This is a genomic window from Streptomyces sp. NPDC042102, assembly GCF_055582305.1.
The window spans coordinates 284,804-310,260 of the sequence record NZ_JBVJDL010000002.1; the positions used below are offsets into that span (position 1 = coordinate 284,804).

Below are 25,457 nucleotides of genomic sequence, written 5' to 3' on the forward strand. Positions count from 1 at the left end.
CCTTCTTAGGGCACACCGGGAGGGTGCGGGCATGAGCACTCCTACGGGCACTCCTGCGAGCACTCCTGCCGGCACACCCTTCGGCGCACCTTCCGCTCCCCTCGGCGCCCCGCTGTCCGTCGTGATCGGCGCGGGCGGCACCGGCGGTCACATCTATCCCGGTCTCGCGCTCGCCGAGGCGCTGCGCGCGGCGGTTCCGGGCACGGTGGTCTCGTTCGTCGGGACCGAACGGGGTCTGGAGACGGACCTGGTCCCGGGCGCGGGCTACCGGCTGCACACCGTCGACATGATCCCCTTCGATCCCTCGCTCGGCGCGAAGCGGTACCTGCTGCCCGCGGCCCTGCTCCGCTCGGCCCGGCAGGCCCGCGACGTGATCCGGGCGCAGGGCGCGCAGGTCGTCGTCGGCATGGGCGGCTACCCGAGCGCGCCGGCCGTGCTGGGGGCCCGGCTCGCCGGGCTGCCGGCGGTGATCCACGAGTCCAACGCGGTGCCGGGCCGGGCGAACCGGTTCGCGGCCCGGCTGACCCCGCACATCGCGGTCGCCTTCGACCGCAGCCGCGGCCGTCTGGCGGGCGGGGAGCGGGCGCTGACCACCGGGATGCCGATCTCGGCGGCGCTGGCCCGGCTGGCCTCGCTCGGCCCGGCGGAGCGGGCGGGCCTGCGCGCCGGGGCCCGGCGGGAGCTCGGTGTCCCCGGCCGGCGGCGGCTGGTGGTCTTCAACGGCGGCAGCCTGGGCGCCGTACGGCTGACCGGGGCGGCGACGGAGCTGGCCCGGCGGTGGCGGGACCGGGACGACGTCACCCTGCTGATCAAGACCGGGCCGGCGGTGCTGGACCGGACGGCGGCGGAACTGGCGGCCTCGGGCGGGGACCGGATCGCGCGGGCGGTGCCGTACCTGGACCGGATGGACCTGGTGTACGCGGCCGCCGACCTGGTGGTGTGCCGGGCGGGTTCGGCGACGGTCGCGGAACTGGCGGCGACCGGGGTCCCGGCGCTCCTGGTCCCCTATCCGCACGCGCCGGGCGACCACCAGACGCACAACGCGCGGGTGCTCTGCGACGCGGGCGCGGGGCTGCTGCTGGCGGATGCCGAGACCACGGGCGACCGGCTGGCGGAGCTCGTCGGCCCGCTGCTCGCCGATCCCGGCCGGCTGGCCGCGATGGCCGGTGCGGCCGACCCCGGACCGCACGCGCGGGCCGCCGAACTGCTGGCGGCGCAGGTGCTGCGCGTAGCCGGTCTCCCGGCCCCTTCCTTCTCCCCCTCCTCCCCCTCCGACCCTTTCTCCCTGGAGTCCGCATGACCATCGCCCACGACGGAACCGCTTTCGACTGGACCGGCCGCACCGTGCTCGTCACCGGGGCGGAGGGGTTCATCGGCTCGACGCTGGTGGACCTGCTGGTGGCGCGCGGCGCCCGGGTCCGGGCCTTCGTCCACTACAAGCCGTACGCCGAGAAGGGCCACCTGAAGCGGTACCTGGCCGACGGCACCGGCGAGGTCGAGATGTGGGCGGGCGACGTACGCGACGCCGGCCGGGTCAGTGACGCGGTGGCCGGCTGCGACACGGTGTTCCACCTGGCGGCCCTGATCGGGATCCCGTACAGCTACGACTCGCCGGGCGCGTACGTGCAGACGAACGTGACCGGGACGCAGAACGTGGCGGAGGCCTGCCGGCGCTGGGGCGTGCGGCGGCTGGTGCACACCTCGACGAGCGAGGTCTACGGCACGGCGCTGACCGCCCCGATCGCCGAGACCCATCCGCTCCAGCCGCAGTCGCCGTACTCGGCGTCGAAGATCGGCGCGGACATGATGGCGCTCTCCTTCCACCACGCGTTCGAGCTGCCGGTGGCGGTGGTCCGGCCGTTCAACACGTACGGTCCACGGCAGTCGGCGCGTGCGGTGATCCCGACGATCCTGGCGCAGCTGCACGCGGGCGTCCGGGAGATCCGGCTGGGCTCGCTGACCCCGACCCGGGACTTCACGTACGTGACGGACACGGCGGAGGGCTTCCTGGCGGTGGCGGCCTGCGAGCGGGCGGTGGGTGAGGTCGTCAACCTGGGCACGGGGCAGGAGATCTCGATCGGCGACCTGGCGGCGGCCCTGATCGCGGCGTCGGGGCGGGAGGCGTCGGTGGTGACCGATCCGGCCCGGCTGCGGCCGTCGGGCAGTGAGGTCGAGCGCCTGCTGTCGGACAACTCCCGGGCCCTGGCCTGGGCCTCCTGGGCGCCGAGGGTGCCGCTGGCCGAGGGCCTGCGCCGCACGTCGGACTGGGTCGCGGCGCACCCGCACCTGTTCGCCCCGGCCCGCTACCAGGTCTGACGACGCCCGGCGCCGAGCGGGCCGGGACCCGGTCCGCCGGGCCCCGGCCCGCCGCGCGGCAGCCGGCGCCTACGGCGCCCGGAGGCTGCGGACGTCGAGGTGGCGCAGGACGCGGTCCACGACCTCCGGGTCGGCGCCGGGTTCGCTGCGCGCCGAGAGGACCTCGTGGCGGGCCGCCGACATCATCTCCCGCTGGATCCGCTGGACGGTGTGCAGCCGCGAGACCCGCTGCGCGTACGCCTCCCGCCGTTCCTCGTCCACCAGGTCGGGGCTGATCCGCGCGCCGACGTCGAAGGCCCGCCGCTGGAGCTGTTCGACCAGGTCCTCCGGCAGCTCCTCGACGCCCTCGATCTCCTTCAGCCGCCGCCTGGCCGCCTTCGCCGCGCGGACGGCCAGCTGCCGTTCGAACTCCCGCTGCACGTTCGTGTCCGCCTCCACCCCCAGCCGGCGCACCAGCCAGGGCAGGGTCAGTCCCTGGAACACCAGCGTCGTCATGATCACCGCGAAGGCGATGAAGACGATCTGGTCGCGGGCGGGAAACGGGTCGCCGGCGTCCGTGGTCAGCGGGATGGCCAGCGCCAGCGCGACCGAGGCCACGCCCCGCATCCCGGCCCACCACATCACCACGCTCTCCCGCCAGCTCAGCGGGATCTCCTCGTCGTAGTCGCGCCGGTCGTGCAGCTTGCGCGCCAGCCACGCCGCCGGCAGCAGGTACAGCAGCCGTACGCCGACCACGACCGCGGTCACGGCCGCCGCCCAGCCGGCCAGCTCGGCCGCGCGGCCGCCCGCCGTACCGAAGACGTTGTACAGCTCCAGGCCGATCAGGCCGAACGCGACCCCCGTCACCAGCATGTCGATGACTTCCCAGAAGGTGTGCCCGGCCAGCCGCCCGAGCACGTCGTCGGCGTCGCTCGCGTACTCGGCGAGGAACAGCGCGGTCGTCAGGACCGCCAGGACGCCCGACCCGCGCAGCTCCTCGGCCAGCACGTACGCCACGAACGGCACCAGCAGCGTGAGCCCGATCTGGAGCGTGGCGTCGCCCAGCCGCCCCATCAGCCGGTTCGTGAGCCAGCCCAGTGCCAGCCCGACGGCCACGGCGACGACGGCCGACAGCACGAACGCGCCCAGGGCGCCGGGCCAGGAGAAGCTGCCGCTCACGGCCGCGGCGACGGCCACGTGGTAGAGCACGATCGCGGTGACATCGTTGAAGAGGCCCTCGCCCTCCAGGATCGACACCATGCGCCGGGGCAGCCCGAGCGAGCCGGCGACGGCGGTGGCCGCGACCGGGTCGGGCGGCGCCACGAGCGCGCCCAGCGCGACGGCGGCGGCGACCGGCAGCCCGGGGACGACGGCGTGCGCGGTGGCGGCGACGGCGGCGGTCGTGACGAACACCAGCGCGACGGCCAGCAGGAGGATCGGCCGGACGTTGGCCGCGAACTGCAGCCAGGAGGTGCGCTGCACGCCCGCGTACAGCAGCGGCGGCAGCACCAGCGGCAGGATGAACTCGGGCCGGATGTCGACGTCGGGGACGAACGGCAGGACCGCCAGCACCATCCCGGCCACGGTCATCAGCACCGGCGCGGGCAGCCCCAGCCGGTCCCCGAGCGGCACCGTGACCACGGCCCCGAGCAGCAGCACGAACAGCAAGGCGAGCTGATCCACAGCGCCCACCTTGCCACGGCGTGCCCGGTTTACGGCAGGCGACGCCGCATCGCCCGGTGCGGCATGCCCGCGTCGTCGAACTCCGGCCCGTACGCCTCGTAGCCCAGCCCCTCGTAGAAGCCGAGCGCGTGCGTCTGCGCCCCGAGATCCACGGCCGCCAGGCCCAGCGCCACGGCCTCCGCCTCGATCGCGCGCACCAGCAGCGCGCCCACGCCCAGGCCGCGCGCGGCCTTCAGCACGGCCAGCCGGCCCAGCGATCCGACCCCCGGGTCACCGGTCTTGGCCAGGGCCGCGGGCCCGTACAGCAGCCGGCCGGTGCCCACGGGGCCGTCGGGTCCGACGGCCAGGACGTGGATCGCGCCGGCGTCGTACGCGTCGTACTCGACCGCCTCGGGCACGCCCTGCTCGACGACGAAGACCTCGGTACGGACCGCGTAGCAGGCCGCCAGGTCCTCCGCGGTCGTTGCCCGGCGGACCTCGATCCCGGTCACTCGCTCTCCTTGCGGATCACGTCCAGCGCGTGCTGGAGGTCCGCCGGGTAGGTGCTCTCGAACTCCACCCACTGCCCGTCGGAGGGGTGCTCGAAGCCCAGCCGCACCGCGTGCAGCCACTGCCGGGTCAGGCCCAGCCGCTTGGCGATGGTCGGGTCCGCGCCGTACGTCAGGTCGCCGACACAGGGGTGACGGTGCGCGGACATGTGCACGCGGATCTGGTGGGTGCGCCCCGTCTCCAGCTTGATGTCGAGCAGGGAGGCGGCGCGGAAGGCCTCGATGAGGTCGTAGTGGGTGATGGACGGCTTGCCGTCCTGGGTGACCGCCCACTTGTAGTCGGCGCTGGGGTGCCGCCCGATCGGCGCGTCGATGGTGCCGCTCATCGGGTCCGGGTGCCCCTGCACCAGGGTGTGGTAGCGCTTGTCGACGATCCGCTCGCGGAACTGGTGCTTGAGCGAGGTGTACGCGCGCTCGGACTTCGCGACGGCCATCAGGCCGGAGGTGCCGACGTCGAGGCGGTGCACGATGCCCTGGCGCTCGGCGGCGCCGGAGGTGGAGATCCGGTAGCCGGCCGCGGCGAGACCGCCGATGACCGTGGTGCCCGTCCAGCCGGGGCTGGGGTGGGCGGCGACCCCGACCGGCTTCATGATCACGACGATGTCGTCGTCGTCGTGGACGATCTCCATGCCCTCGACCGGCTCGGCCACGATCTCGACCGGCCGCGGCGGCGCGGGCATCTCGACCTCGAGCCAGGCGCCGCCGTGCACCCGCTCGGACTTCCCGACGACGCTGCCGTCGACCGCCACCTTCCCCGCGGCCGCGAGCTCGGCCGCCTTCGTCCGGGAAAAACCGAACATACGGGCGATGGCGGCGTCGACGCGCTCGCCTTCGAGGCCATCGGGAACGGGCAGGGTGCGGATCTCGGGAATCGTACTCACCCGTCGAGTATGCCTTGTCAGTCCTTGTGGACGGTCCCGTCCGGGTCCAGGCCCCGGAACGACAGCAGCACGATCAGGATGCCGCCGCACACGATCGCGGAGTCCGCCAGGTTGAAGACGGCGAAGTGCGCGGGCGCGATGAAGTCGACCACCGCACCCCGGAAGACGCCCGGCGAACGGAAGATCCGGTCGGTGAGGTTGCCCAGCGCACCGCCCAGCAGCAGACCGAGCGCGATGGCCCAGGGCAGGCTGTAGAGCTTGCGGGCCAGCCGCACGATCACCACGATCACGGTGGCCGCGATGCAGGTGAACAGGATCGTGAAGGCCTCGCCGAAGCCGAAGGCCGCGCCGGGGTTGCGGACCGCCGTGAACTTCAGCAGGTCGCCGACGATCTCGATCGGCGGCTGGTGCTCCAGCCTCGCCACCACGAGCATCTTGCTGCCGAGGTCGAGTGCGAAGGCCAGCACGGCCACGACGAGCAGCGCGACGATCCGCCGGTGCCCGCCCGCGGGTACGGGCTCCGGCTGCGGCTGCGACGCGTCGTCTCCGACCTGCGGCGTACCGATGATGCGCTCCGCCTCTGCCACGTGAGTCCCTCGAACTAGCTCGACAACTGCAAGACGAGGGTACGTCAGCCCGCGACGGCTAGTGCCGCCGCTCCTGCTTCTGCTTGCACTCCACGCACAGCGTGGCCCGCGGGAAGGCCTGCATCCTGGCCTTTCCGATGGGCCGGCCGCAGTTCTCGCACAGGCCGTAGGTGCCCGCGTCCAGGCGCTCCAGGGCCCGCTCGGTCTGCTCCAGCATCTCGCGGGCGTTCGACGCGAGGGCCAGTTCGTGCTCGCGGGTGATGTTCTTGGTGCCGGTGTCCGCCTGGTCGTCGCCGGCGCCGTCGCCCGAATCGCGCATCAGGCCCGAGATGGCCTCGTCGGAGGCCTGGAGCTCGGCCTGGAGCCGCAGCACCTCGCTCTGCAGCTCGGAGCGGGCCTCGGCGACCTCGGCGGGCGTCCAGGGCTCCTCGCCCGGCCGTACGGCGAGCTCGCCGGGCCCGGCGGGCACGGCGGTGACGCGGACCTTGGGCAGCCCGCTGGTGGCGGCGGTGGCCGCCTTCCTGGACCGTCCCGTACCGGTGCTCTTCTTGGCAACCACTGTCCCGGCTCCCGTCTGCTTCGCGGCCTGGGCCGCCCCCTCGGTCACCGCCGCCTTGGCGGTGACCTTCTTCGTGGTCGTCCTGGTGGTCTTCTCGGCGGACTTCTTGCTGGTCTTCTTGGCGGTCTTCGCGGCGGACTTCTCGGTGACCTTCCCGTCCACGGCCTTCTTGGCCGGGGCCTTCTTGGCCGCGGCTTTCCTGGCCGTCGCCTTCTTCGCCACGGCCTTCTCCGCCACGGCCTTCTTCGCCACGGCCTTCTTCGCCGCCGTCCCGGTCGCCGTGGACTTCTTCGCGGCGGTCTTCTTCACCACCATGGCCGCGGCCCCTTCACATACTGTGATATTGCACGCGAATCGTGCTGGGACGATAAATCGACTCCAGCCCCACGGCAACGGGGCGCGCATCCTTCGAGGCCAACCTGCATCCGTTGTGCCCACCTGCGCGCCCGGTAATCCGCACAGGAGCCCCCGCGGAAGCCCGCGCGGAGCCCCCGGCGCACGCGGGACCGTTCGGGTCATCGCGCGGCCCGCCCCGCGCCCCCGCCACGCCCCGGGGAAAACCGGTCTGCCGTCCCGCCCCCCGGCCCGTACACTGAGCCCAGCGAAAGGCATGGATGGGGACGAGTAGCGTCGGACGCAGCCAGGAGCGACCCGGGGACGGTGAGAGCCCGGGGGCGAGCGCGACGTGAAGGATCACCCCGGAGCCGCCGGAAGAACGCCGCAGGAGCGCCCTGGGGCCAGTAGAACCGGCTCGCACCCCAATGAGGGGGCCACCGGACCCGTCCGGCGGCCAAGGAGGGTGGTACCGCGGGAGCTGCGCGCTCTCGTCCCTCCGGACGGAGAGCAGACCCCCGCCGGAGGAAGACACCCACCTCATGAGTACGCAGCCGAAGCCGCAGTACCGCCCGGTACCCGCCCAGGTCGACCTGCCCGCCCTGGAGCACGCTGTCCTGGAGTTCTGGCAGGACAACAAGACCTTCGCCAAGAGCCTGGAGCAGTCCGAGGGCCGCCCCGAATGGGTCTTCTACGAGGGCCCGCCCACCGCCAACGGCATGCCCGGCGCGCACCACATCGAGGCCCGCGTCTTCAAGGACGTCTTCCCCCGCTTCCGGACCATGCGCGGCTACCACGTGGCCCGCAAGGCCGGCTGGGACTGCCACGGCCTGCCCGTCGAGCTCGCCGTCGAGAAGGAGCTCGGCTTCAACGGCAAGCAGGACATCGAGGCGTACGGCATCGCCGAGTTCAACGCCAAGTGCCGCCAGTCCGTGACCCGCCACACCGACGCGTTCGCCCAGCTCACCACCCGCATGGGCTACTGGGTCGACCTGGACGACGCGTACCGGACCATGGACCCCGAGTACGTCGAGTCGGTCTGGTGGTCCCTGAAGGAGATCTTCAACAAGGGCCTCCTCGTCCAGGACCACCGCGTCGCCCCCTGGTGCCCGCGCTGCGGCACCGGCCTGTCCGACCACGAGCTGGCGCAGGGCTACGAGACGGTCGTCGACCCCTCGGTGTTCGTCCGCTTCCCGCTGACCTCCGGCCCACTGGCCGGCGAGGCGGCCCTGCTGGTCTGGACGACCACCCCCTGGACCCTGGTCTCCAACACCGCTGTCGCGGCCCACCCCGAGGTCACTTACGTCGTCGCCACCAATGGCGAGGAGCAGCTGGTCGTCGCCCAGCCGCTGCTGGAGAAGGCCCTGGGCGAAGGCTGGGAGGCCACCGGCCAGAGCTTCACGGGCAAGGAGATGGAGCGCTGGACCTACCAGCGCCCCTTCGAGCTGGTGCCCTTCGACGCCCCCGCCCACTACGTCGTGAACGCCGAGTACGTCACGACCGAGGACGGCACCGGTCTGGTCCACCAGTCCCCCGCCTTCGGCGCCGACGACCTCGCGGTGTGCCGCGCGTACGGGCTGCCCGTCGTGAACCCGGTCCGCCCCGACGGCACCTTCGAGGAGGAGGTCCCGCTCGTCGGCGGCGTCTTCTTCAAGAAGGCCGACGAGAAGCTGACCGCCGACCTCGACGCGCGCGGCCTGCTCTTCAAGCACATCGCCTACGAGCACAGCTACCCGCACTGCTGGCGCTGCCACACCGCGCTGCTCTACTACGCGCAGCCGTCCTGGTACATCCGCACCACCGCCGTCAAGGACGCGATGCTGCGGGAGAACGAGAAGACCAACTGGTTCCCGGAGTCGGTCAAGCAGGGCCGCTTCGGCGACTGGCTGAACAACAACATCGACTGGGCGCTCTCCCGCAACCGCTACTGGGGCACCCCGCTGCCCGTCTGGCGCTGCGAGGAGAACCACCTCACGTGCATCGGCTCGCGTGCCGAGCTCTCGGAGCTGACCGGGACGGACCTCTCCGCCCTGGACCCGCACCGCCCGTACATCGACGACGTCACCTTCACCTGCACGCACGACGGCTGTGCGCGGACCGCGGTCCGCGTGCCGGAGGTCATCGACGCCTGGTACGACTCGGGTTCGATGCCGTTCGCGCAGTACGGCTACCCGTACAAGAACAAGGAACTCTTCGAGTCCCGCTACCCGGCGCAGTTCATCTCCGAGGCCATCGACCAGACCCGCGGCTGGTTCTACACCCTCATGGCCGTCGGCACGCTGGTCTTCGACAAGTCCTCGTACGAGAACGTGGTCTGCCTGGGCCACATCCTCGCCGAGGACGGCCGCAAGATGTCCAAGCACCTCGGCAACATCCTCCAGCCGATCCCGCTGATGGACCAGCACGGCGCCGACGCCGTGCGGTGGTTCATGGCGGCCGGCGGCTCGCCGTGGGCGGCCCGGCGCGTGGGCCACGGCACGATCCAGGAGGTCGTCCGCAAGACCCTCCTCACGTACTGGAACACGGTCGCCTTCCAGGCGCTGTACGCCCGTACGTCGAACTGGGCGCCCTCGGCGGCCGATCCGGCCCCGGCCGACCGCACGGTCCTGGACCGCTGGCTCCTCTCCGAACTGCACGCGCTGGTGGGCGAGGTGACGGAGGCGATGGAGGCGTACGACACCCAGCGCGCCGGCAAGCTGCTCTCGGCGTTCGTGGACGACCTGTCCAACTGGTACGTGCGCCGCTCGCGCCGCCGGTTCTGGCAGGGTGACGCGGCGGCGCTGCGCACGCTGCACGAGGTGGTGGAGACGATCACCCGTCTCCTGGCCCCCCTGACCCCGTTCATCACCGAGCGGGTGTGGCAGGACATGGTCGTTCCGGTCACCCCGGAGGCGCCGGAGTCGGTGCACCTGTCGACGTGGCCGGTGGCGGACGCCGCGCTCGTGGACCCTGCGCTGTCGCAGCAGATGCTCCTGGTCCGGCGCCTGGTGGAGCTGGGCCGCGCGACGCGGGCCGAGTCCGGCGTCAAGACGCGCCAGCCGCTGTCGCGGGCCCTGGTCGGAGCGTCGGGCTTCGACGCGCTGTCCGACGACCTCCGGGCCCAGATCACGGAGGAGCTGAACGTCTCCTCCCTGGCCTCGCTCTCCGAGGTCGGCGGGTCCCTGGTGGACACGACGGCCAAGGCGAACTTCCGGGCGCTGGGCAAGCGGTTCGGCAAGGGCGTGCAGGACGTGGCGAAGGCCGTGGCCGCGGCCGACGCGGCGGCGCTGTCCCTGGCCCTGCGGTCCGGCTCCGCGGAGATCTCCCTGAACGGCGAGTCGATCACCCTCTCCCCGGAGGAGGTCATCATCACGGAGACCCCGCGCGAGGGCTGGTCCGTCGCCTCGGACTCCGGCGCGACGGTCGCCCTGGACCTGGAGATCACGCCGGAGCTGCGGCTGGCGGGCCTCGCCCGTGACGCGATCCGCCTGATCCAGGAGGCCCGCAAGAACTCGGGCCTGGACGTCGCGGACCGCATCGCGCTGCGCTGGTCGTCGACGGATCCGGAGGTCGTCACGGCCCTGACGGACCACGCCGGCCTGATCGCGGACGAGGTCCTGGCGACGGACTTCACGGCGGGTGACGCGGACGACACGTACGGCACCCCGTTCACGGACACCCCCCTGTCCCTGACGTTCCGCCTCCGCAAGGCATAGCGACTCGCGGCCCGGCCCCTCCTCCCGGGGGGTGCCGGGCCGCCCGCTGCGCGGGGCAGGTTCCGGGGCGCCGCCCCCGAACCCCCACGCCTCAATCGCCGGCGGGGCTCAAAGCCCGGGGGCTCCGCCCCCGAGCCCCATACGTGCGCTCAAACGCCGCGCGGGCTGGAAGGTACCCAGCCGAGCCGAGTGGACGGGGCTCCGCCCCGGACCCCGCGCCTCAATCGCCGGCGAGGCTCAAAGATCGGGGGCTCCGCCCCCGCACCCCCCTACGTGCGCTCCGCGCCCGTGCGCTCAAACGCCGCGCGGGCTGGAAATGCCGCTCCGCGGCATCCCAGCCCAGCGGCGGGCAAACGTCCAGCTCCCTGGGCACCCCCCTCCAGCGCCGCCGGGCACCACTCCAGCCTCGCCGGCGATTGAGGCGCGGGGGCACGGGGGCGGAGCCCCCGAAACCTGCCCCACCGGGCAACCATCAGCGCCGCAGGGCCCCATCCCAGCCCCGCCGGCGATTGAGGCGCGGAGGTACGGGGGCGGAGGCCCCGGAATCCGGCCCACCGGGCAACCATCCGCGGCGCCGGGCGCCACTCCCAGCCCCGCCGGGGGACGGGAAACGGGCCGGGCCCGGGTTCTTGGAGAACCCGGGCCCGGCCCGTGTGTCACTGGACGGTGGTGACTAGTTGTCGTCCTCGTCGATCAGGAAGCCCCGCATCGGCGACGGCGCCTGCTGCATCGGCTGCGGCGCAGCCGGCCGCACCGGAGCCATCGGCTGCGTCATCGCGGGCGACATCTGCTGCTGACCGCCGTACGACGGCGCCCCGCCCATCGGCGACGGCGCCCCCATCGAGTGCATCGCACCCGCCGGAGCCATGGACGGCGCCGGGGACGGCGGCAGCGACGCGGTCGCGGGCGTCCGCGGCGGCGCCAGCGAGTCGTCCGCCTGCGTCTCCAGCTGGCGCAGCTGCGACTCCAGGTACGACTTCAGACGCGTCCGGTACTCCCGCTCGAAGCCCCGCAGGTCCTCGACCTTGCGCTCCAGCGTGGCGCGCGCGGACTCCAGCGAGCCCATCGCGACGCGGTGCTTCTCCTGGGCGTCCCGCTCCAGCGCGTCGGCCTTGGCACGGGCGTCCCGCTCCAGGCCCTCGGCGCGGCTGCGCGCCTCGCCGACGATCTTGTTGGCCTCGGAGCGGGCCTCCGCGATCGCCTGGTCGGCGGTCTGCTGCGCGAGCGAGAGGACGCGCGCGGCACTGTCGCCGCCCGGGCCCTGACCCGGCGGCGGCAGCTGCGGCTGCTGCATGCCCATCGGCTGCATCTGCTGACCCATCGGCTGGCCCATGGGCTGCATCTGCTGCCCCATGGGCTGGCCCATCTGCTGGCCCATCTGCTGGCCCATGGGCTGCCCGAGCTGGTTCTGGCCGCCCATGCTGTGCTGCATGGGGCCACCCATCGGGCCGGGGCCCTGCGGACCACCGTGGCCGGGACCGGCCGGCAGCTGCGGCTGGCCGCCCGGAAGCTGCGGCGGACCCATCTGCGGGGGGCCCTGCTGGACCGGCGGGCCGGATATGGCCGCGGGCACAGGGGCGCCCGGACCGCGCTGGTCCTGCGGCTCCGGCTTGCGCATGCCCTGCTGCTGCTGGTTCTGCGCGGCGGCACGCGTCGCGGCGGCCAGCTTGGCGCGCAGGTCCTCGTTCTCGCGCAGCAGACGCGTCAGCTCGGCCTCGACCTCGTCAAGGAAGGCATCGACCTCGTCCTCGTCATAGCCTTCTCGGAGGCGGACGGTCGTGAACTGCTTGTTCCGCACGTCCTCAGGGGTCAGCGGCATGTCTTCTTCACCTCTACGTAGTCGTCGGCAGTCGGCAAGACCAAGTCGGCATCGTTCACACGGCACTCGCAGCGGTGCGCACGAGGCTGATCAGGATGTAAACAATGATCATCAGAACGAAGAAGGACAGGTCGAGTGCCACGCCCCCGAGACGCAACGGCGGAATGAACCGCCGCAGAAGCTTGAGCGGTGGATCGGTGACAGTGTAGGTGGCCTCCAGAACGACCACCATCGCCTTCCCGGGTTGCCACGACTTGGCGAACTGGAAGACGTAGTCCATGACCAGTCGGAAGATCAGCACGATGAGGAAGCACATCAGCGCGATGTAGACCACCTGCAGTGCGACGCCCATCCTGTGCTTCCCTCTCCCCTTGCTGCTCTCGCTGTCCGGTCTAGCTCTGGTTGAAGAACCCGCCCTCCGCGATGCGGGCCTTGTCCTCCGCCGTGACATCGACGTTAGCAGGAGACAGCAGGAACACCTTCTGTGTCACGCGTTCAATACTTCCGTGCAATCCGAACACGAGACCGGCCGCGAAGTCCACGAGACGCTTCGCGTCGGTGTCGTCCATCTCCGTCAGGTTCATGATCACCGGAGTGCCCTCACGGAAGTGTTCCCCGATGGTACGGGCCTCGTTGTAGGTCCGGGGGTGCAGCGTCGTGATGCGGTAGGGCTCCCGCTCGGACACGACCTTGGGCATGATCACGGGGGCGTTCTTCTCCAGATTCGGGCGTTCAGGTGTGATGGATGCCACGGGGGCGATTCGCGCAGGTCGTCCGCTTTCGACCGGCAATGGGATGGGTTCGCGCTGCGGCGGCGGCTGCACTGCTCGTACCGGTTCGTCCGATACGGGCGCTTGGTGCACCGGCTGCTGCCGGTGATCCCTGTCGCGAGCGCGCTCCGGTTCCGGCTCGGGCTCGAACTCGTCGTCGGGGTCGTATCCCGGGCTGTCGTACCGATCGTCCTCCACGAGGCCGAGGTAGACCGCCATCTTGCGCATCGCGCCGGCCATTCTCCGAGTCCTCCGCTCTGTGGTGGATCGCCCCTGCCGCGAGGCCGCAGTGTCACAAAAGTCACCAACTGCCCGCGATCCACGTGGTCCGCCCGCCCATCAGCGGGGATGACCATATTTTCTGCTGTGGTCCGACTTTCTTCGCGACGTTACCCGAGCCGGGGTCTCGCGCCGAGTACCGCAGTGCCGACGCGTACATGTGTCGCACCGGCCAGGATGGCCTGTTCCAGGTCGGCGCTCATTCCGGCCGACACCATCGTGGCAGCCGGATGGACCGCGCGCAGGCCGGATGACAATTCCATCAGGCGCTCGAAGGCGGCTCGTTCACGTCCCGCGTAGGGTCCGGCCAGCGGGGCGACGGTCATCAGCCCGTCCAGCCGCAGCCCGGGGGCCCCGGCGATCGCGTCCGCCAACTCCCCCAGCAGGTCCGGCGCGGCGCCGCCCCGCTCACCCCGTTCGCCGGCTCCGGCGTCGAGGGCGATCTGTACCAGAGCGCCCAGTTCGCGCTCCGCCTTCTCGGCGGCCGCCGAGAGCGCGGCCACCAGCTTCGGCCGGTCGACCGATTGCACAACGTGCGCGTATCCCGCGACGGAACGGACTTTGTTCGTCTGCAACTGACCCACGAAGTGCCACGTGAGCGGCAGATCCGCGCAGGCCGCGGCCTTGGGAGCGGCATCCTGGTCGCGATTCTCCGCCACATGACGGACCCCCAGGTCCGCCAGGAGGCGTACGTCGCTCGCCGGATATGTCTTGGTGACCACGATCAGGGTCACCTCGTCCCGCTTGCGCCCCGCCGCCGCGCAAGCGGCGGCGATCCGCTCCTCCACCCGCGCCAGATTGGCGGCGAGCTCGGCTTTACGGTCCATCAGTCATCAGTCCAACCAGACATATCCGGCGAGCCGCCCGGTCACCCGGTCGCGGCGGTACGAGAAGTGGTCCACCGACTCCAGTGTGCAGACGGGGGAGGCCTGGGCGTCCGTCACCCCCAGCTCGGCGAGCTGGGCGTGGACGCCGGCCACCACGTCGACCGCCGGAGTGCCCCAGCTGGTCTCGGCGTACCCGGCCGGGACGGCCTCGGCGACCGCGGCCCGCATGTCGGCCGGTACCTCGTAACAACGTCCGCAGACGGCGGGGCCGGTACGGGCCACGATCCGGCCCGGCTCGGCACCGAGGGCGGCCATCGCCTCGACGGCCGCGGGAACGACGCCCGCGACCAGTCCGGGCCGCCCGGCGTGGGCGGCCGCCGCGATCCCGGCGACCGGGTCGGCCAGCAGGACCGGCGTGCAGTCGGCGGTGAGGACCGCCAGGGCCAGGCCGCGACGGGCGGTCACGACCGCGTCCACGGCCGGGACCTCCTCGCCGAGCGGCCAGGGGCCGTCGACCACGGCCACGTCGCGGCCGTGCACCTGGTTCATCCAGACGACCCGGTCCGCCTCCAGGCCCAGGAACCGCGCGGCGCGCGCCCGGTTCTCCCGTACGGAGGCGGGGTCGTCGCCGACCGCCCCGCCGAGATTGAGCTCCTCGTACGGAGCGGCGCTCACCCCGCCCCACCGGTCGGTGAAGGCGAAGTGGGCGCCGCCCACGGTGTGCTGCTGTCCTATGGTCACTTCAAGAAGTCCGGGACATCCAGTTCCTCGGCCGGGCTGTCCTGGTACGGCCGGGCGGTGGGGACCTGGGGGGCGCTGGCGGCCGGGGCCGCCTGGACCTCGACCGGGGCCGGCTCGACCGGGGCCGGCGGGTCCTCGCGCGGGGTCACGCTGCCGAGTCCGCCGAAGGCGGGGCGTACCGGCTCGGCGGCGCGGACCGGCGGGGCCGGCTCCTCGCGCTTGGTGGACGCGGCGCCGATGACGTTGTCCCGGCGGGCCGGGGGCTGTCCGCCGTCGAACCCGGCGGCGATGACGGTGACCCGCACCTCGTCGCCGAGGGCGTCGTCGATGACGGCGCCGAAGATGATGTTCGCCTCGGGGTGCGCGGCCTCGCTGACCAGCTGGGCGGCCTCGTTGATCTCGAAGAGACCGAGGTCGCTGCCACCGGAGATGGAGAGCAGCACGCCCCGGGCGCCGTCGATGGACGCCTCCAGCAGCGGCGAGGAGATGGCCATCTCGGCGGCGGCCACGGCGCGGTCGTCCCCGCGGGCCGAGCCGATGCCCATGAGCGCCGAGCCGGCCTCGGACATCACGGACTTGACGTCGGCGAAGTCGAGGTTGATCAGACCCGGCGTGGTGATGAGGTCGGTGATGCCCTGGACGCCCGAGAGCAGGACCTGGTCGGCCGACTTGAAGGCGTCGAGCACCGAGACCTGGCGGTCCGAGATGGACAGCAGCCGGTCGTTGGGGATGACGATGAGGGTGTCGACCTCTTCGCGGAGCTCGGCGATGCCGTCCTCCGCCTGGTTCGCGCGGCGCCGGCCCTCGAAGGTGAACGGCCGGGTGACCACACCGATCGTCAGGGCGCCCAGCGAGCGCGCGATGTTCGCGACGACCGGGGCGCCGCCGGTGCCGGTGCCGCCGCCCTCGCCGGCGGTGACGAAGACCATGTCGGCCCCCTTGAGGACCTCCTCGATCTCCTCACGGTGGTCCTCTGCCGCCTTGCGACCGACTGCCGGGTTGGCGCCGGCGCCGAGGCCGCGGGTCAGTTCACGGCCGACGTCGAGCTTGACGTCGGCGTCGCTCATCAACAGCGCCTGGGCGTCGGTGTTGATGGCGATGAACTCGACGCCCTTGAGACCGACCTCGATCATTCGGTTGATGGCATTGACACCACCGCCGCCGACACCGATGACCTTGATGACTGCGAGGTAGTTCTGCGGTGCTGCCACGTCGAAGGCCTCTCGCCTCGAGTTACGTGTCGCCACCTCGCGGGCCTGCGATGCGACGACTGATGCCGAATTGGGGACGGTCCGAACGCGCCGACCCGAACCCTAACCCTGAAGTTTAGGGTTAGGAGTGTGTCTGTTGCCTGGATCCCATGGACTTCCGAACAGGACACTAAGTCGACAAGTAGCGCGTGTTCAACGAACACGCCGAACCTCCCGTTTTTCTTTTCACCCTATGTGATCACCCATATCGCTGGCCAACCAGGGTGCGTCGCTGTTCGACCGGGCGTCAACTCCCGGACACCGCAGGGGCGGTGGGAGCGCTCACGTCAAAGTGGTCAGCCTTGGGCGCGGCCTTCAGCAGGGCGGTCAGCGCCCGGCCCTTCGCCGCCCCCTGCTCCGCGCTCCCCCACACCACGCGCCGCCCGCCGGCCAACTCCAGTACGACCGAGTCGTACGAGGCCACCTTGACCTGCACCGTCTGCCGCGCGACCGGCTCCGGGAGGTCCCGGGCGATGCCCACGGCCTCGTGCAGCAGCCGCTCCTCGTCGAAGCGGCGGGCGCTCGGCGACTGTGCCGCCGTCAATTCCAGGAGCGGAACGCCGGCCGGGGCTTTCGCGACCGTGTCGAATCGCACACCCGATGCGTCCACTTCGATGAAGTTGGCGCCCTTTTTGATGAGCAGGACGGGTTTGCGTTCCGTCACTTTGAGCCCGATTCCGTGCGGCCAGGCCCGCACCACATCGACCGAATCGATACGGGGCAACCGCCCCCGCAGCCGGGCCTCGATCTCGTCGGTGTCGACCGACACCAGGGGCGCCCCGACGGGCACCTCGGCGGCCGTCAGCACCTGCTCGGGGGTCAGGACGCGGGTGCCGTCGGTGGTCACCTTCTCCACCCGCAGCCAGCTGGAGCCGTAGAGCACCCAGCTGCCGCCGCCGGCCAGCAGGACGGCGGCGGCCAGGGAGACGAGCATCCGGCCCCGGCGCGACTTCGCACCGGGGCCCCGCGGACCGGATCTCTTCGACGGCTTCGCTCCGGCCACGCTCGTGCCTCCTGCGTCGTTACGTTCCCGGCTCAGCGGGCCCTGTTGGCGGCGATCGCCTCGTACACCATGCCGACCAGCAGCTCGTCGGCGTCCCGGCGGCCGAACTCGGAGGCGGCGCGGGACATCTCGTACAGCCGGTGCGGATCCGCGAGCACCGGGATGACCTGGCTCTGCACCCACTCGGGGGTCAGCTCCGCGTCGTCCACCAGCAGACCGCCGCCCGCCTTGACCACCGGCTGGGCGTTCAGCCGCTGCTCGCCGTTGCCGATGGGCAGCGGGACGTAGGCGGCGGGCAGCCCGACGGCGGACAGCTCGGCGACGGTCATCGCGCCCGCGCGGCAGAGCATCATGTCGGCGGCGGCGTACGCGAGATCCATCCGGTCCAGGTACGGTACCGGGACGTAGGGGGGCATCCCGGGCATGTTGTCGACACGCGGGACCTCGTTCTTCGGGCCGACCGCGTGCAGGATCTGGATCCCCGAGCGCTGCAGGGTCGGCGCGATGGTCTGGATGACCTCGTTGAGCCGGCGCGCGCCCTGCGAACCGCCCGACACCAGCAGCGTCGGCAGGTTGGGGTCGAGGCCGAAGGCGGCACGGGCCTCGGGGCGGACCAGGGCCCGGTCGAGGGTGGCGATGGAACGGCGCAGCGGGATGCCGATGTAGCGGGCGCCGCGCAGCTTGCTGTCGGGCGTGGACACCGCGACGGCGTGCGCGTACCGCGAGCCGATCTTGTTGGCCAGGCCCGGGCGGGCGTTGGCCTCGTGCACGATGATCGGCACGCCGAGGCGCTTGGCCGCCAGGTAGCCCGGCAGGGCCACGTAACCGCCGAAGCCGACGACGCAGTCGGCCTTGGTGCGCTCCAGGATCTGCTCGGCCGCCTTGATGGTGCCGCGCAGCCGGCCCGGGACCGTGATCAGCTCGGGCGTGGGCTTGCGGGGCAGCGGCACGGCGGGGATCAGTCCCAGCTCGTAGCCGCGTTCCGGCACCAGGCGGGTCTCCAGACCCCGCTCCGTTCCGAGGGCCGTGATGCCCACGGTGGGGTCCTGCCTGCGCAGGGCGTCCGCGAGGGCGAGCGCCGGCTCGATGTGGCCGGCGGTCCCCCCACCGGCGAGTACGACATGCACCGAAATTCACCGCTCTCCGGACGGACGCCTCTTGACGCGCCGTCTCATCGACTTCCATATCGGCCCGGCCCGCTTCCAGCCGAACTTCGGCTGTCGCATCGCGAGCGCCGCGCGCGCCGCGGGCTCCTCACGCGCGAAGGCGATGAGCAGTCCGACGGCGAACATGGTCGGCAGCAGGGCGGACCCACCGTAGGAGAACAGCGGGAGGGGGACGCCGGCGATCGGCAACAGACCGAGCACCGCACCGATGTTGATCACGGCCTGGGCCGTGATCCAGGTGGTCACGCCTCCCGCGGCATACCTGACGAAGGGATCCTCCGAGCGTCCGGCCACGCGGATACCCGCATAGCCTAGAGCCGCGAACAGGGCGAGTACCGACAGCGTCCCCGCCAGCCCCAGTTCCTCCCCGGTGATGGCGAAGATGAAGTCGGTATGGGCTTCGGGTAGTTGCCCCCATTTTTCCACACTCGCCCCGAGCCCGGAACCGAACCATCCGCCGGACGCGAGGGCGTAGATCCCGTGTACGGCTTGCCAGCACATGTCGTCCTTGCCCGGTTCCGTCGCTCCCAGGCAGGCGAGCCGCTCCATGCGGTGCGGACTGGTCTTGATGAGCACGCCGACGATCACACCCGCGAAGGCCAGCACCCCGACGAACAGCCGGGTCGGCGCCCCCGCGAGCCACAGCAGGCCGAAGAGGATGGCGCCCAGGATCATCGCGGTGCCCATGTCACCGCCCAGCATGATCAGCCCGAGCAGCACGAAGGCCACCGGCACCAGCGGCACCAGCAGGTGCTTCCACTGGCTCAGCAGCCCCTTGTCGCCCTTGCGGGCCAGCAGGTCGGCGCCCCACAGGATCAGGGCGAGCTTGCCGAACTCACTGGGCTGGAGCATGAACGGTCCGCCCAGGGAGATCCAGTTCTGGTTGCCGTTGATGGACTTCCCTATCCCCGGCACCTGGACGAGGACCATCAGGAACAGGGTCGCGGCGAGCACCGGGTAGGACAGCGCCCGGTGCAGCTTCACCGGCATCCGCGAGGCCACCAGCAGCAGTCCGGTGCCCAGCAGGGCGGCGACGAACTGCTTCTTGAAGAAGTAGGCGTCGCCCAGGCCCAGCTGGAGCGCCTTGATCATGGAGGCCGAGTAGACCATCACCAGGCCGAGCACGGTGATGAGCAGGGCGCTGCCGAAAATCAGGTAATACGCGGTGAGGGGCCGGTCCCAGGCCCGCTTCAGCTGCCGCTGCGTACGCCGCAGCCGCTCGACGGGGCCGGGGCCCGGGAACAGCCGCCCGGGCGGCCGGGGGGCGGGCCGCTTGCGGCCCTGCGCCCGGGGTACGGACGGCCGCCGCCCCGACAGGACTTGCTTGGCCGGCATCTGTGTCTTCCCTCCCACTCCTGCGAGCAGCCGGTCAGACAGGACCCCTGCCCCTGGACCTAGGCGCTCTCCGCGGCCAGTTCGCGCACGGCGTCGGCGAACGCGTCCCCGCGCTCGTTGTAGTTCGCGAACATGTCCATCGAGGCGCAGGCCGGAGCCAGCAGGACCGTGTCGCCGGGCTCCGCGAGCCGGGCCGCCTCCCGGACCGCCGCGAGCATCGCCCCAGTGTCGGTCCGGTCGAGGTCCACGACCGGGACCTCGGGGGCGTGTCGCGCCAGTGCTTCGGCGATGAGCGCCCGGTCGGCGCCGATCAGCACGGCGCCGCGCAGCCGCTCGCCCGACCGCTGCACGAGCTCGTCGAAGGTCGCGCCCTTGGCCAGACCGCCGGCGATCCACACGATGGGCTCGTAGGCGGCCAGGGAGGCCTCGGCGGCGTGCGTGTTGGTCGCCTTGGAGTCGTCGATGTACGTGACCCCGTCCACCTCGGCGACGTAACTGATCCGGTGCGCGTCCGGGCGGAAGTCGCGCAGGCCGTCGCGGACGGCGCGCGGCGGGACGCCGAAGGCGCGGGCGAGCGCGGCCGCGGCGAGGGCGTTGGCGATGTTGTGCGGGGCCGGCGGGTCGATGTCCTTGACCTCGGCCAGCTCCTGGGCGTTCTTCTGCCGGTTCTGGACGAACGCGCGGTCGACGAGGATGCCGTCGACGACGCCCAGCATGGAGGGGCCGGGGGCGCCGAGGGTGAAGCCGATGGCGCGGCAGCCCTCCTCGACGTCGGCCTCGACGACCAGGTCCTCGGTGGCCGGGTCGGCGACGTTGTAGACGCAGGCGACCGTGTTGCCCTCGTAGATGCGGCCCTTGTCGGCGGCGTACGCCTCCATGGAGCCGTGCCAGTCGAGGTGGTCGGGCGCCAGGTTGAGCACGACGGCGGAGTGCGCGCGTACCGAGGGCGCCCAGTGCAGCTGGTAGCTGGAGAGCTCGACGGCGAGTACGTCGTACTCCTCGTCGCCCAGGACCACGTCGATGATGGGGGTGCCGATGTTGCCGACGGCGGCGGTGCGCAGACCCGCGGCCTTCAGGATCGACGCCAGCATCTGGGTGGTCGTGGTCTTGCCGTTGGTGCCCGTGACGGCCAGCCAGGGGGCGGCCTTGCGGCCGCCCGTGCCGCGCAGCAGCCAGGCGATCTCGACGTCGCCGACGACGTCGGCGCCGGCGGCCGCGGCGGCCTTGAAGAGCGGACTGCCGGGCTTCCAGCCGGGCGAGGTGACGACCAGCTCGGTGCCCTCGGGCAGGGTTTCGGCGTCGCCGAGGCGGACGGTGATGTCCTGCTCGGCGAGTTCGGCGGCGCGGGCCCGGTGGGCCTCGCCGTCACCGCCGTCGACGACGGTGACCCGGGCGCCGAGGCCGGCCAGGGCGCGGGCGGCGCTGATGCCGCTCACCCCGAGGCCGGCGACGGTGACGTGCTTGCCCTGCCAGTCCAGCGTGCTCACTTTTCGGCTGCCCATCCGGCGTAGAAGATTCCGAGGCCCACGATGACGCACATGCCCTGGATGATCCAGAACCGCACCACCACGAGGACCTCCGACCAGCCCTTCAGCTCGAAGTGGTGCTGGAGGGGTGCCATCCGGAAGACCCGCTTGCCGGTGAGGCGGAAGGAGCCGACCTGGATGACCACGGACATGGTGATGAGGACGAAGAGGCCGCCCAGCAGCGCGATCAGCAGCTCGGTGCGGGAGCAGATGGCCAGGCCCGCGAGCGCGCCGCCGAGGGCGAGCGAGCCGGTGTCACCCATGAAGATCTTGGCGGGCGAGGTGTTCCACCACAGGAAGCCGAAGCAGGCACCCATGAGGGCGGAGGCGACGACCGCGAGGTCGAGCGGATCGCGTACCTCGAAGCAGGCCGCCGGGTTGGTCAGGGTGGCGGCGTTGGCGCAGGACTCCTGGAACTGCCAGACACCGATGAAGGTGTAGGCGCCGAAGACCATCACGGAGGCGCCGGTGGCCAGGCCGTCGAGGCCGTCGGTGAGGTTCACGCCGTTGGACATCGCCAGGATCATGAACAGCGCCCAGACGACGAACAGCACCGGGCCGATGGCCCAGCCGAAGTCGGTGACGAACGACAGCTTGGTCGAGGCCGGGGCCAGCCCCCGGGCGTCCTTGAACTGCAGCGCGAGCACCGCGAAGGCGATGCCGACGATCAGCTGGCCGGCCATCTTGGCCTTGGCCCGCAGACCGAGCGAGCGACGCTTGACGATCTTGATGTAGTCGTCCAGGTAGCCGACCAGGCCCATGCCCGTCATCAGGAACAGGACGAGCAGGCCCGAGATGCTCGGCTCCTCGCCCGTGATGACCTTCGTCAGGACGTACGCGGCGATCGTCGCCAGGATGAAGGAGATGCCGCCCATGGTGGGCGTGCCCTTCTTCCCGGCGTGGCCGCGCGGGCCGTCGTCGCGGATGAACTGGCCGTAGCCCTTGCGGGCCAACAGCTTGATCAGCAGCGGGGTGCCGATGATGGTGAGGAACATACCGATGACACCCGCGAACAGGATCTGCCTCATCGGCCGGCAACCTCGCCCTCGAGCAGCGCCTGCGCGACCCGCTCCAGACCGGCGGACCTGGATGCCTTCACCAGCACGACGTCTCCCGGGCGCAGTTCACTGCGCAACAGGTCGACCGCCGCCTGCGCGTCGGACACGAGCACCGACTCCTCACCCCACGAACCCTCGTTATATGCGCCCAGTTGCAGCCAGGACGCTTCCCTGCCCCCGACTGCGACGAGCTTGCTCACGTTGAGCCGGACGACAAGCCGTCCGACCGCGTCGTGCTCGGCGAGCGAATCGTCTCCGAGCTCGGCCATGGGACCGAGCACCGCCCACGTCCGTCCCCCCTTCGCCTGCGCGGCACCGCCCATGGCGGCCAGTGCGCGCAGTGCGGCCCGCATGGACTCGGGGTTCGCGTTGTAGGCGTCGTTGACGACTGTCACGCCGTCGGCCCGCTCGGTGACCTCCATCCGCCAGCGCGAGAGCGTGCCCGCACCGGAGAGCGCGGTGGCGATCTCCTCGACGGACATGCCCAGCACATGGGCGACGGCGGCCGCGGCAAGCGCGTTCGACACGTGGTGCTCACCGTACAGCCGCAAGGTCACATCGCTGCACCCGGTGGGTGTGTGCAGTGTGAAGGACGGCTGTCCCTGCGGCGTCATCCGGACTTCGGTGGCCCGTACGTCGGCGTCCTCGGCCTCGCCGAACAGCACGGTACGGGCCTTGGTGCGGGAGGACATCGCGCGGACGAGGAGGTCGTCGGCGTTGAGGACGGCGACGCCGCCCTTGGCCTCGGAGGGCAGCGCCTCGACCAGCTCGCCCTTGGCCTGGGCGATGGCCTCGCGGCCGCCGAACTCGCCGATGTGGGCGGTGCCGACGTTCAGGACCAGGCCGATGCGCGGCGGGGTGAGCCCGGTGAGGTAGCGGATGTGGCCGATGCCGCGGGCGCCCATCTCCAGCACCAGGTGCCGGGTGTCCTCGGTGGCCCGCAGCGTCGTGATCGGCAGGCCGATCTCGTTGTTGAGGTTCCCCGGCGTCCACACGGTCGGCGCGTGGTGCTGGAGGACCTGGGCGATGAGGTCCTTGGTGGAGGTCTTGCCGGCGGAGCCGGTCAGGGCGACCACGTCGGTGCCGATGCGGGCGACGACGGCCCCGGCCAGGGCGCCGAGGGCGGCGACGACGTCGGGGACGACGATGGCGGGGACGCCCACGGGCCGGGTCGCGAGGACCGCGGTGGCCCCGGCGGCGACGGCCCGCCCGGCGTAGTCGTGGCCGTCGACCCGTTCGCCGACGAACGCGGCGAACAGGCTGCCGGCCTCGACCTCCCGGGAGTCGAACACGACGGGTCCGGTGACCTGCGCGGACGGATCCGGTATGTCGTGGAGCTGTCCGCCGGTGATGTCGGCGATCTCGGCGAGGGAGAGGGCGATCACTTAGTTCACCTCGGCCTGTCGGTCGTGGATGGCTCGGTTCTGCGCGGTACGGGTCTCGATGGCCTCGCGCAGCACGGTGCGGTCGTCGAAGGGCCGTACGACACCGGCGGTGTCCTGGCCCTGCTCGTGGCCCTTGCCGGCGACGAGGACGGTGTCGCCGGGCTCGGCGCGCGCGACGGCGGCGGCGATGGCCGCGGCCCGGTCGGCGTCGACGAGCACGGCGGCGCGCTCCTCGGCGGGGACGGAGACGGCCCCCTCGAACATCGCGGCGAGGATCCGCAGCGGGTCCTCGGAGCGCGGGTTGTCGGAGGTCAGGACGGCGGTGTCGGCGAACCGGGCGGCGGCGGCGCCCATGGGCCCGCGCTTGGTGGTGTCGCGGTCGCCGCCGCAGCCCAGAACGATGTGCAGCTTGCCGCGGGTGACCTCGCGCAGCGCGCGCAGGACCGACTCGACCGCGTCGGTCTTGTGGGCGTAGTCGACGACGGCCAGGTACGGCTGGCCCGCGTCGACGCGCTCCAGGCGGCCGGGGACGCCCGGGACGGCGGCGACGCCGTCGGCGGCGGCCTGCGGGTCGATCCCGGCGACGGCGAGCGAGACGATCGCGGCGACGGTGTTGGAGACGTTGAACGGGCCCGGCAGCGGCGCGGTGGCGCGCACCCGCACCCCGTCGGGGCCGTGCAGGGTCAGGGTGGAGTCCATGTGCCCGGAGACCACGTCCTCGGCGCGCCAGTCGGCGGCGGGGTCGCCGGCGGCGGAGAAGGTGACGACGGGGATCGCCGACTCCTTGGCGAGGCGGCGGCCGTACTCGTCGTCGATGTTCACCACGCCCAGGCGGGCCCGGCGCTGCGTGAACAGCTGCGCCTTGGCCTGGAAGTAGTCCTCCATGTCGGAGTGGAACTCCATGTGCTCCGGGCTGAGGTTGTTGAAGACGGCGACGTCGAAGACGCAGCCGTCGACCCGGCCGAGCACGAGGGCGTGGCTGGACACCTCCATGGTCACCGCCTCGACGCCGCGTTCGCGCATGACCGCGAAGAGCGCCTGGAGGTCGGTGGCCTCGGGGGTGGTCCGCTCGGACTTGATGCGCTCGTCGCCGATGCGCATCTCGACGGTGCCGACGAGTCCGGTGGCGCGGCCGGCGCCCCGCAGGCCGCCGTCGACGAGGTAGGCCGTGGTGGTCTTGCCGGAGGTGCCGGTGATGCCGATCTGGAGCAGGGCCTCGCCGGGCCGGCCGTAGATCGCGGCGGCGAGCTCGCCCATCCGGCCGCGCGGGTCGGTGACGGCCAGGACCGGCAGGCCGGTCGCGGCGGCGCGGGCGGCGCCCGAGTCGTCGGTCAGGACGGCGGCGGCGCCGAGGGCCGCGGCCTGGGCCGCGAAGTCGGCGCCGTGCAGGCGGGCGCCGGGCAGGGCCGCGTACAGGTCGCCGGGGCGGACCGCACGGGAGTCGTGCGTGATGCCGGTGATCTGCGCCGTTCCCGGGTCCGGGGCGCCCAGGAGGGCGGCCAGGTCTCGAAGCGGGGTCGGGTGCGGGCTCTGGGGCCGCGGCGCTCCCGGCGGCGCTGCCGGGGCGTCGTTCTGGGTCGTTCTGGGCTGATCAGCGTGGGGCACGGCGGTGAGCGTACCGGGCGCACCGGGCCTGTCGCGAAGTGAGGGGCCGGGCGCGGAGCCGGGCGTCGTACGGTTCCCGGGTTCCGGGGTGATCGTTGTCACTGCTGGTGCC

The 25,457-nt window shown here is 72.0% G+C and carries 21 protein-coding genes; 3 read left to right on the forward strand and 18 right to left on the reverse strand.

The genetic code is table 11. The annotated features are described in order from the left end of the window. The first annotated feature begins 121 nt into the window (after nt 1-121). Both ACZ6KO_RS09330 and ACZ6KO_RS09335 read left to right on the forward strand, forming a co-directional pair. Nucleotides 122-1,300 carry a UDP-N-acetylglucosamine--N-acetylmuramyl-(pentapeptide) pyrophosphoryl-undecaprenol N-acetylglucosamine transferase gene (locus tag ACZ6KO_RS09330; RefSeq protein ID WP_469303805.1) on the forward strand — a complete coding sequence of 393 codons (1,179 nt, stop codon included), beginning with the start codon at nt 122-124 and terminating at the stop codon, nt 1,298-1,300. Next, the gene (locus tag ACZ6KO_RS09335; RefSeq protein WP_469302189.1) at nt 1,297-2,316 is read left to right on the forward strand and encodes an SDR family NAD(P)-dependent oxidoreductase; all 1,020 of its coding nucleotides are present in this window, start codon (nt 1,297-1,299) and stop codon (nt 2,314-2,316) included. Before ACZ6KO_RS09330 ends, ACZ6KO_RS09335 begins: the two co-directional genes overlap by 4 nt. A gap of 69 nt (nt 2,317-2,385) precedes the next feature. Here ACZ6KO_RS09335 and ACZ6KO_RS09340 read toward each other — a convergent pair whose 3' ends face one another. From ACZ6KO_RS09340 to ACZ6KO_RS09360, 5 genes are read right to left on the reverse strand one after another with little or no spacing between them, the layout of a single operon-like run. Further along, entirely contained in the window at nt 2,386-3,978 is a 1,593-nt protein-coding gene (locus tag ACZ6KO_RS09340) for a Na+/H+ antiporter (protein WP_469302191.1), read from the reverse strand. 29 nt (nt 3,979-4,007) lie between these two features. Beyond that, nucleotides 4,008-4,469, reverse strand: coding sequence for a GNAT family N-acetyltransferase (locus ACZ6KO_RS09345; protein WP_469302194.1), 462 nt, complete (start codon nt 4,467-4,469; stop codon nt 4,008-4,010). Then, complete coding sequence (locus ACZ6KO_RS09350; RefSeq protein ID WP_469302197.1) at nt 4,466-5,407, reverse strand: RluA family pseudouridine synthase; 942 nt, start codon at nt 5,405-5,407, stop codon at nt 4,466-4,468. Before ACZ6KO_RS09350 ends, ACZ6KO_RS09345 begins: the two co-directional genes overlap by 4 nt. A 17-nt stretch (nt 5,408-5,424) precedes the next feature. Further along, complete coding sequence (lspA, locus tag ACZ6KO_RS09355; protein WP_469302201.1) at nt 5,425-5,994, reverse strand: signal peptidase II; 570 nt, start codon at nt 5,992-5,994, stop codon at nt 5,425-5,427. A gap of 58 nt (nt 5,995-6,052) precedes the next feature. Further along, entirely contained in the window at nt 6,053-6,868 is an 816-nt protein-coding gene (locus tag ACZ6KO_RS09360) for a TraR/DksA family transcriptional regulator (protein ID WP_469302205.1), read from the reverse strand. Between the two features lie 560 nt (nt 6,869-7,428). Between ACZ6KO_RS09360 and ileS the strand changes: the two genes are divergently transcribed. Beyond that, nucleotides 7,429-10,581, forward strand: coding sequence for an isoleucine--tRNA ligase (ileS, locus tag ACZ6KO_RS09365; RefSeq protein ID WP_469302208.1), 3,153 nt, complete (start codon nt 7,429-7,431; stop codon nt 10,579-10,581). A 673-nt stretch (nt 10,582-11,254) separates the two neighbouring features. On the opposite strand, the gene ACZ6KO_RS09370 is transcribed toward ileS, so the two are convergent. From ACZ6KO_RS09370 to ACZ6KO_RS09430, 13 genes are all read right to left on the reverse strand, one after another. Then, nucleotides 11,255-12,400, reverse strand: coding sequence for a DivIVA domain-containing protein (locus ACZ6KO_RS09370; RefSeq protein WP_469302212.1), 1,146 nt, complete (start codon nt 12,398-12,400; stop codon nt 11,255-11,257). A 55-nt stretch (nt 12,401-12,455) separates the two neighbouring features. Continuing rightward, nucleotides 12,456-12,752 (reverse strand): YggT family protein, encoded by a 297-nt coding sequence (locus ACZ6KO_RS09375; protein WP_401447751.1) that lies wholly within the window; start codon nt 12,750-12,752, stop codon nt 12,456-12,458. 40 nt (nt 12,753-12,792) lie between these two features. After that, nucleotides 12,793-13,410: a cell division protein SepF gene (locus tag ACZ6KO_RS09380; RefSeq protein ID WP_469302217.1), complete on the reverse strand. Its 618-nt coding sequence runs from the start codon at nt 13,408-13,410 to the stop codon at nt 12,793-12,795. Nucleotides 13,411-13,559: 149 nt separating this feature from the next. Then, complete coding sequence (locus ACZ6KO_RS09385; RefSeq protein WP_469303807.1) at nt 13,560-14,279, reverse strand: YggS family pyridoxal phosphate-dependent enzyme; 720 nt, start codon at nt 14,277-14,279, stop codon at nt 13,560-13,562. Between the two features lie 3 nt (nt 14,280-14,282). Then, on the reverse strand, nt 14,283-14,993 hold the full coding sequence (pgeF, locus tag ACZ6KO_RS09390; protein ID WP_469303810.1) for a peptidoglycan editing factor PgeF: 711 nt from the start codon (nt 14,991-14,993) through the stop codon (nt 14,283-14,285). A gap of 20 nt (nt 14,994-15,013) precedes the next feature. Beyond that, the gene (ftsZ, locus tag ACZ6KO_RS09395; protein ID WP_469302220.1) at nt 15,014-16,228 is read right to left on the reverse strand and encodes a cell division protein FtsZ; all 1,215 of its coding nucleotides are present in this window, start codon (nt 16,226-16,228) and stop codon (nt 15,014-15,016) included. A gap of 286 nt (nt 16,229-16,514) precedes the next feature. Next, complete coding sequence (locus tag ACZ6KO_RS09400) at nt 16,515-17,270, reverse strand: cell division protein FtsQ/DivIB (RefSeq protein ID WP_469302222.1); 756 nt, start codon at nt 17,268-17,270, stop codon at nt 16,515-16,517. 32 nt (nt 17,271-17,302) lie between these two features. Next, nucleotides 17,303-18,397, reverse strand: coding sequence for an undecaprenyldiphospho-muramoylpentapeptide beta-N-acetylglucosaminyltransferase (murG, locus tag ACZ6KO_RS09405; protein WP_469302225.1), 1,095 nt, complete (start codon nt 18,395-18,397; stop codon nt 17,303-17,305). Between the two features lie 6 nt (nt 18,398-18,403). Beyond that, nucleotides 18,404-19,771, reverse strand: a complete 1,368-nt coding sequence (ftsW, locus tag ACZ6KO_RS09410; RefSeq protein WP_469302227.1) for a putative lipid II flippase FtsW — start codon at nt 19,769-19,771, stop codon at nt 18,404-18,406. 59 nt (nt 19,772-19,830) lie between these two features. Beyond that, the gene (gene murD / locus ACZ6KO_RS09415; protein ID WP_469302230.1) at nt 19,831-21,273 is read right to left on the reverse strand and encodes a UDP-N-acetylmuramoyl-L-alanine--D-glutamate ligase; all 1,443 of its coding nucleotides are present in this window, start codon (nt 21,271-21,273) and stop codon (nt 19,831-19,833) included. Beyond that, nucleotides 21,255-22,325 (reverse strand): phospho-N-acetylmuramoyl-pentapeptide-transferase, encoded by a 1,071-nt coding sequence (mraY, locus tag ACZ6KO_RS09420; RefSeq protein WP_469302234.1) that lies wholly within the window; start codon nt 22,323-22,325, stop codon nt 21,255-21,257. Before mraY ends, murD begins: the two co-directional genes overlap by 19 nt. Next, a complete protein-coding gene (locus ACZ6KO_RS09425; RefSeq protein WP_469302238.1) occupies nt 22,322-23,740 on the reverse strand; it encodes a UDP-N-acetylmuramoyl-tripeptide--D-alanyl-D-alanine ligase in 1,419 nt (472 codons plus the stop codon). Before ACZ6KO_RS09425 ends, mraY begins: the two co-directional genes overlap by 4 nt. Then, nucleotides 23,741-25,447 (reverse strand): UDP-N-acetylmuramoyl-L-alanyl-D-glutamate--2,6-diaminopimelate ligase, encoded by a 1,707-nt coding sequence (locus ACZ6KO_RS09430; protein WP_469302240.1) that lies wholly within the window; start codon nt 25,445-25,447, stop codon nt 23,741-23,743. Nucleotides 25,448-25,457: the final 10 nt, after the last annotated feature.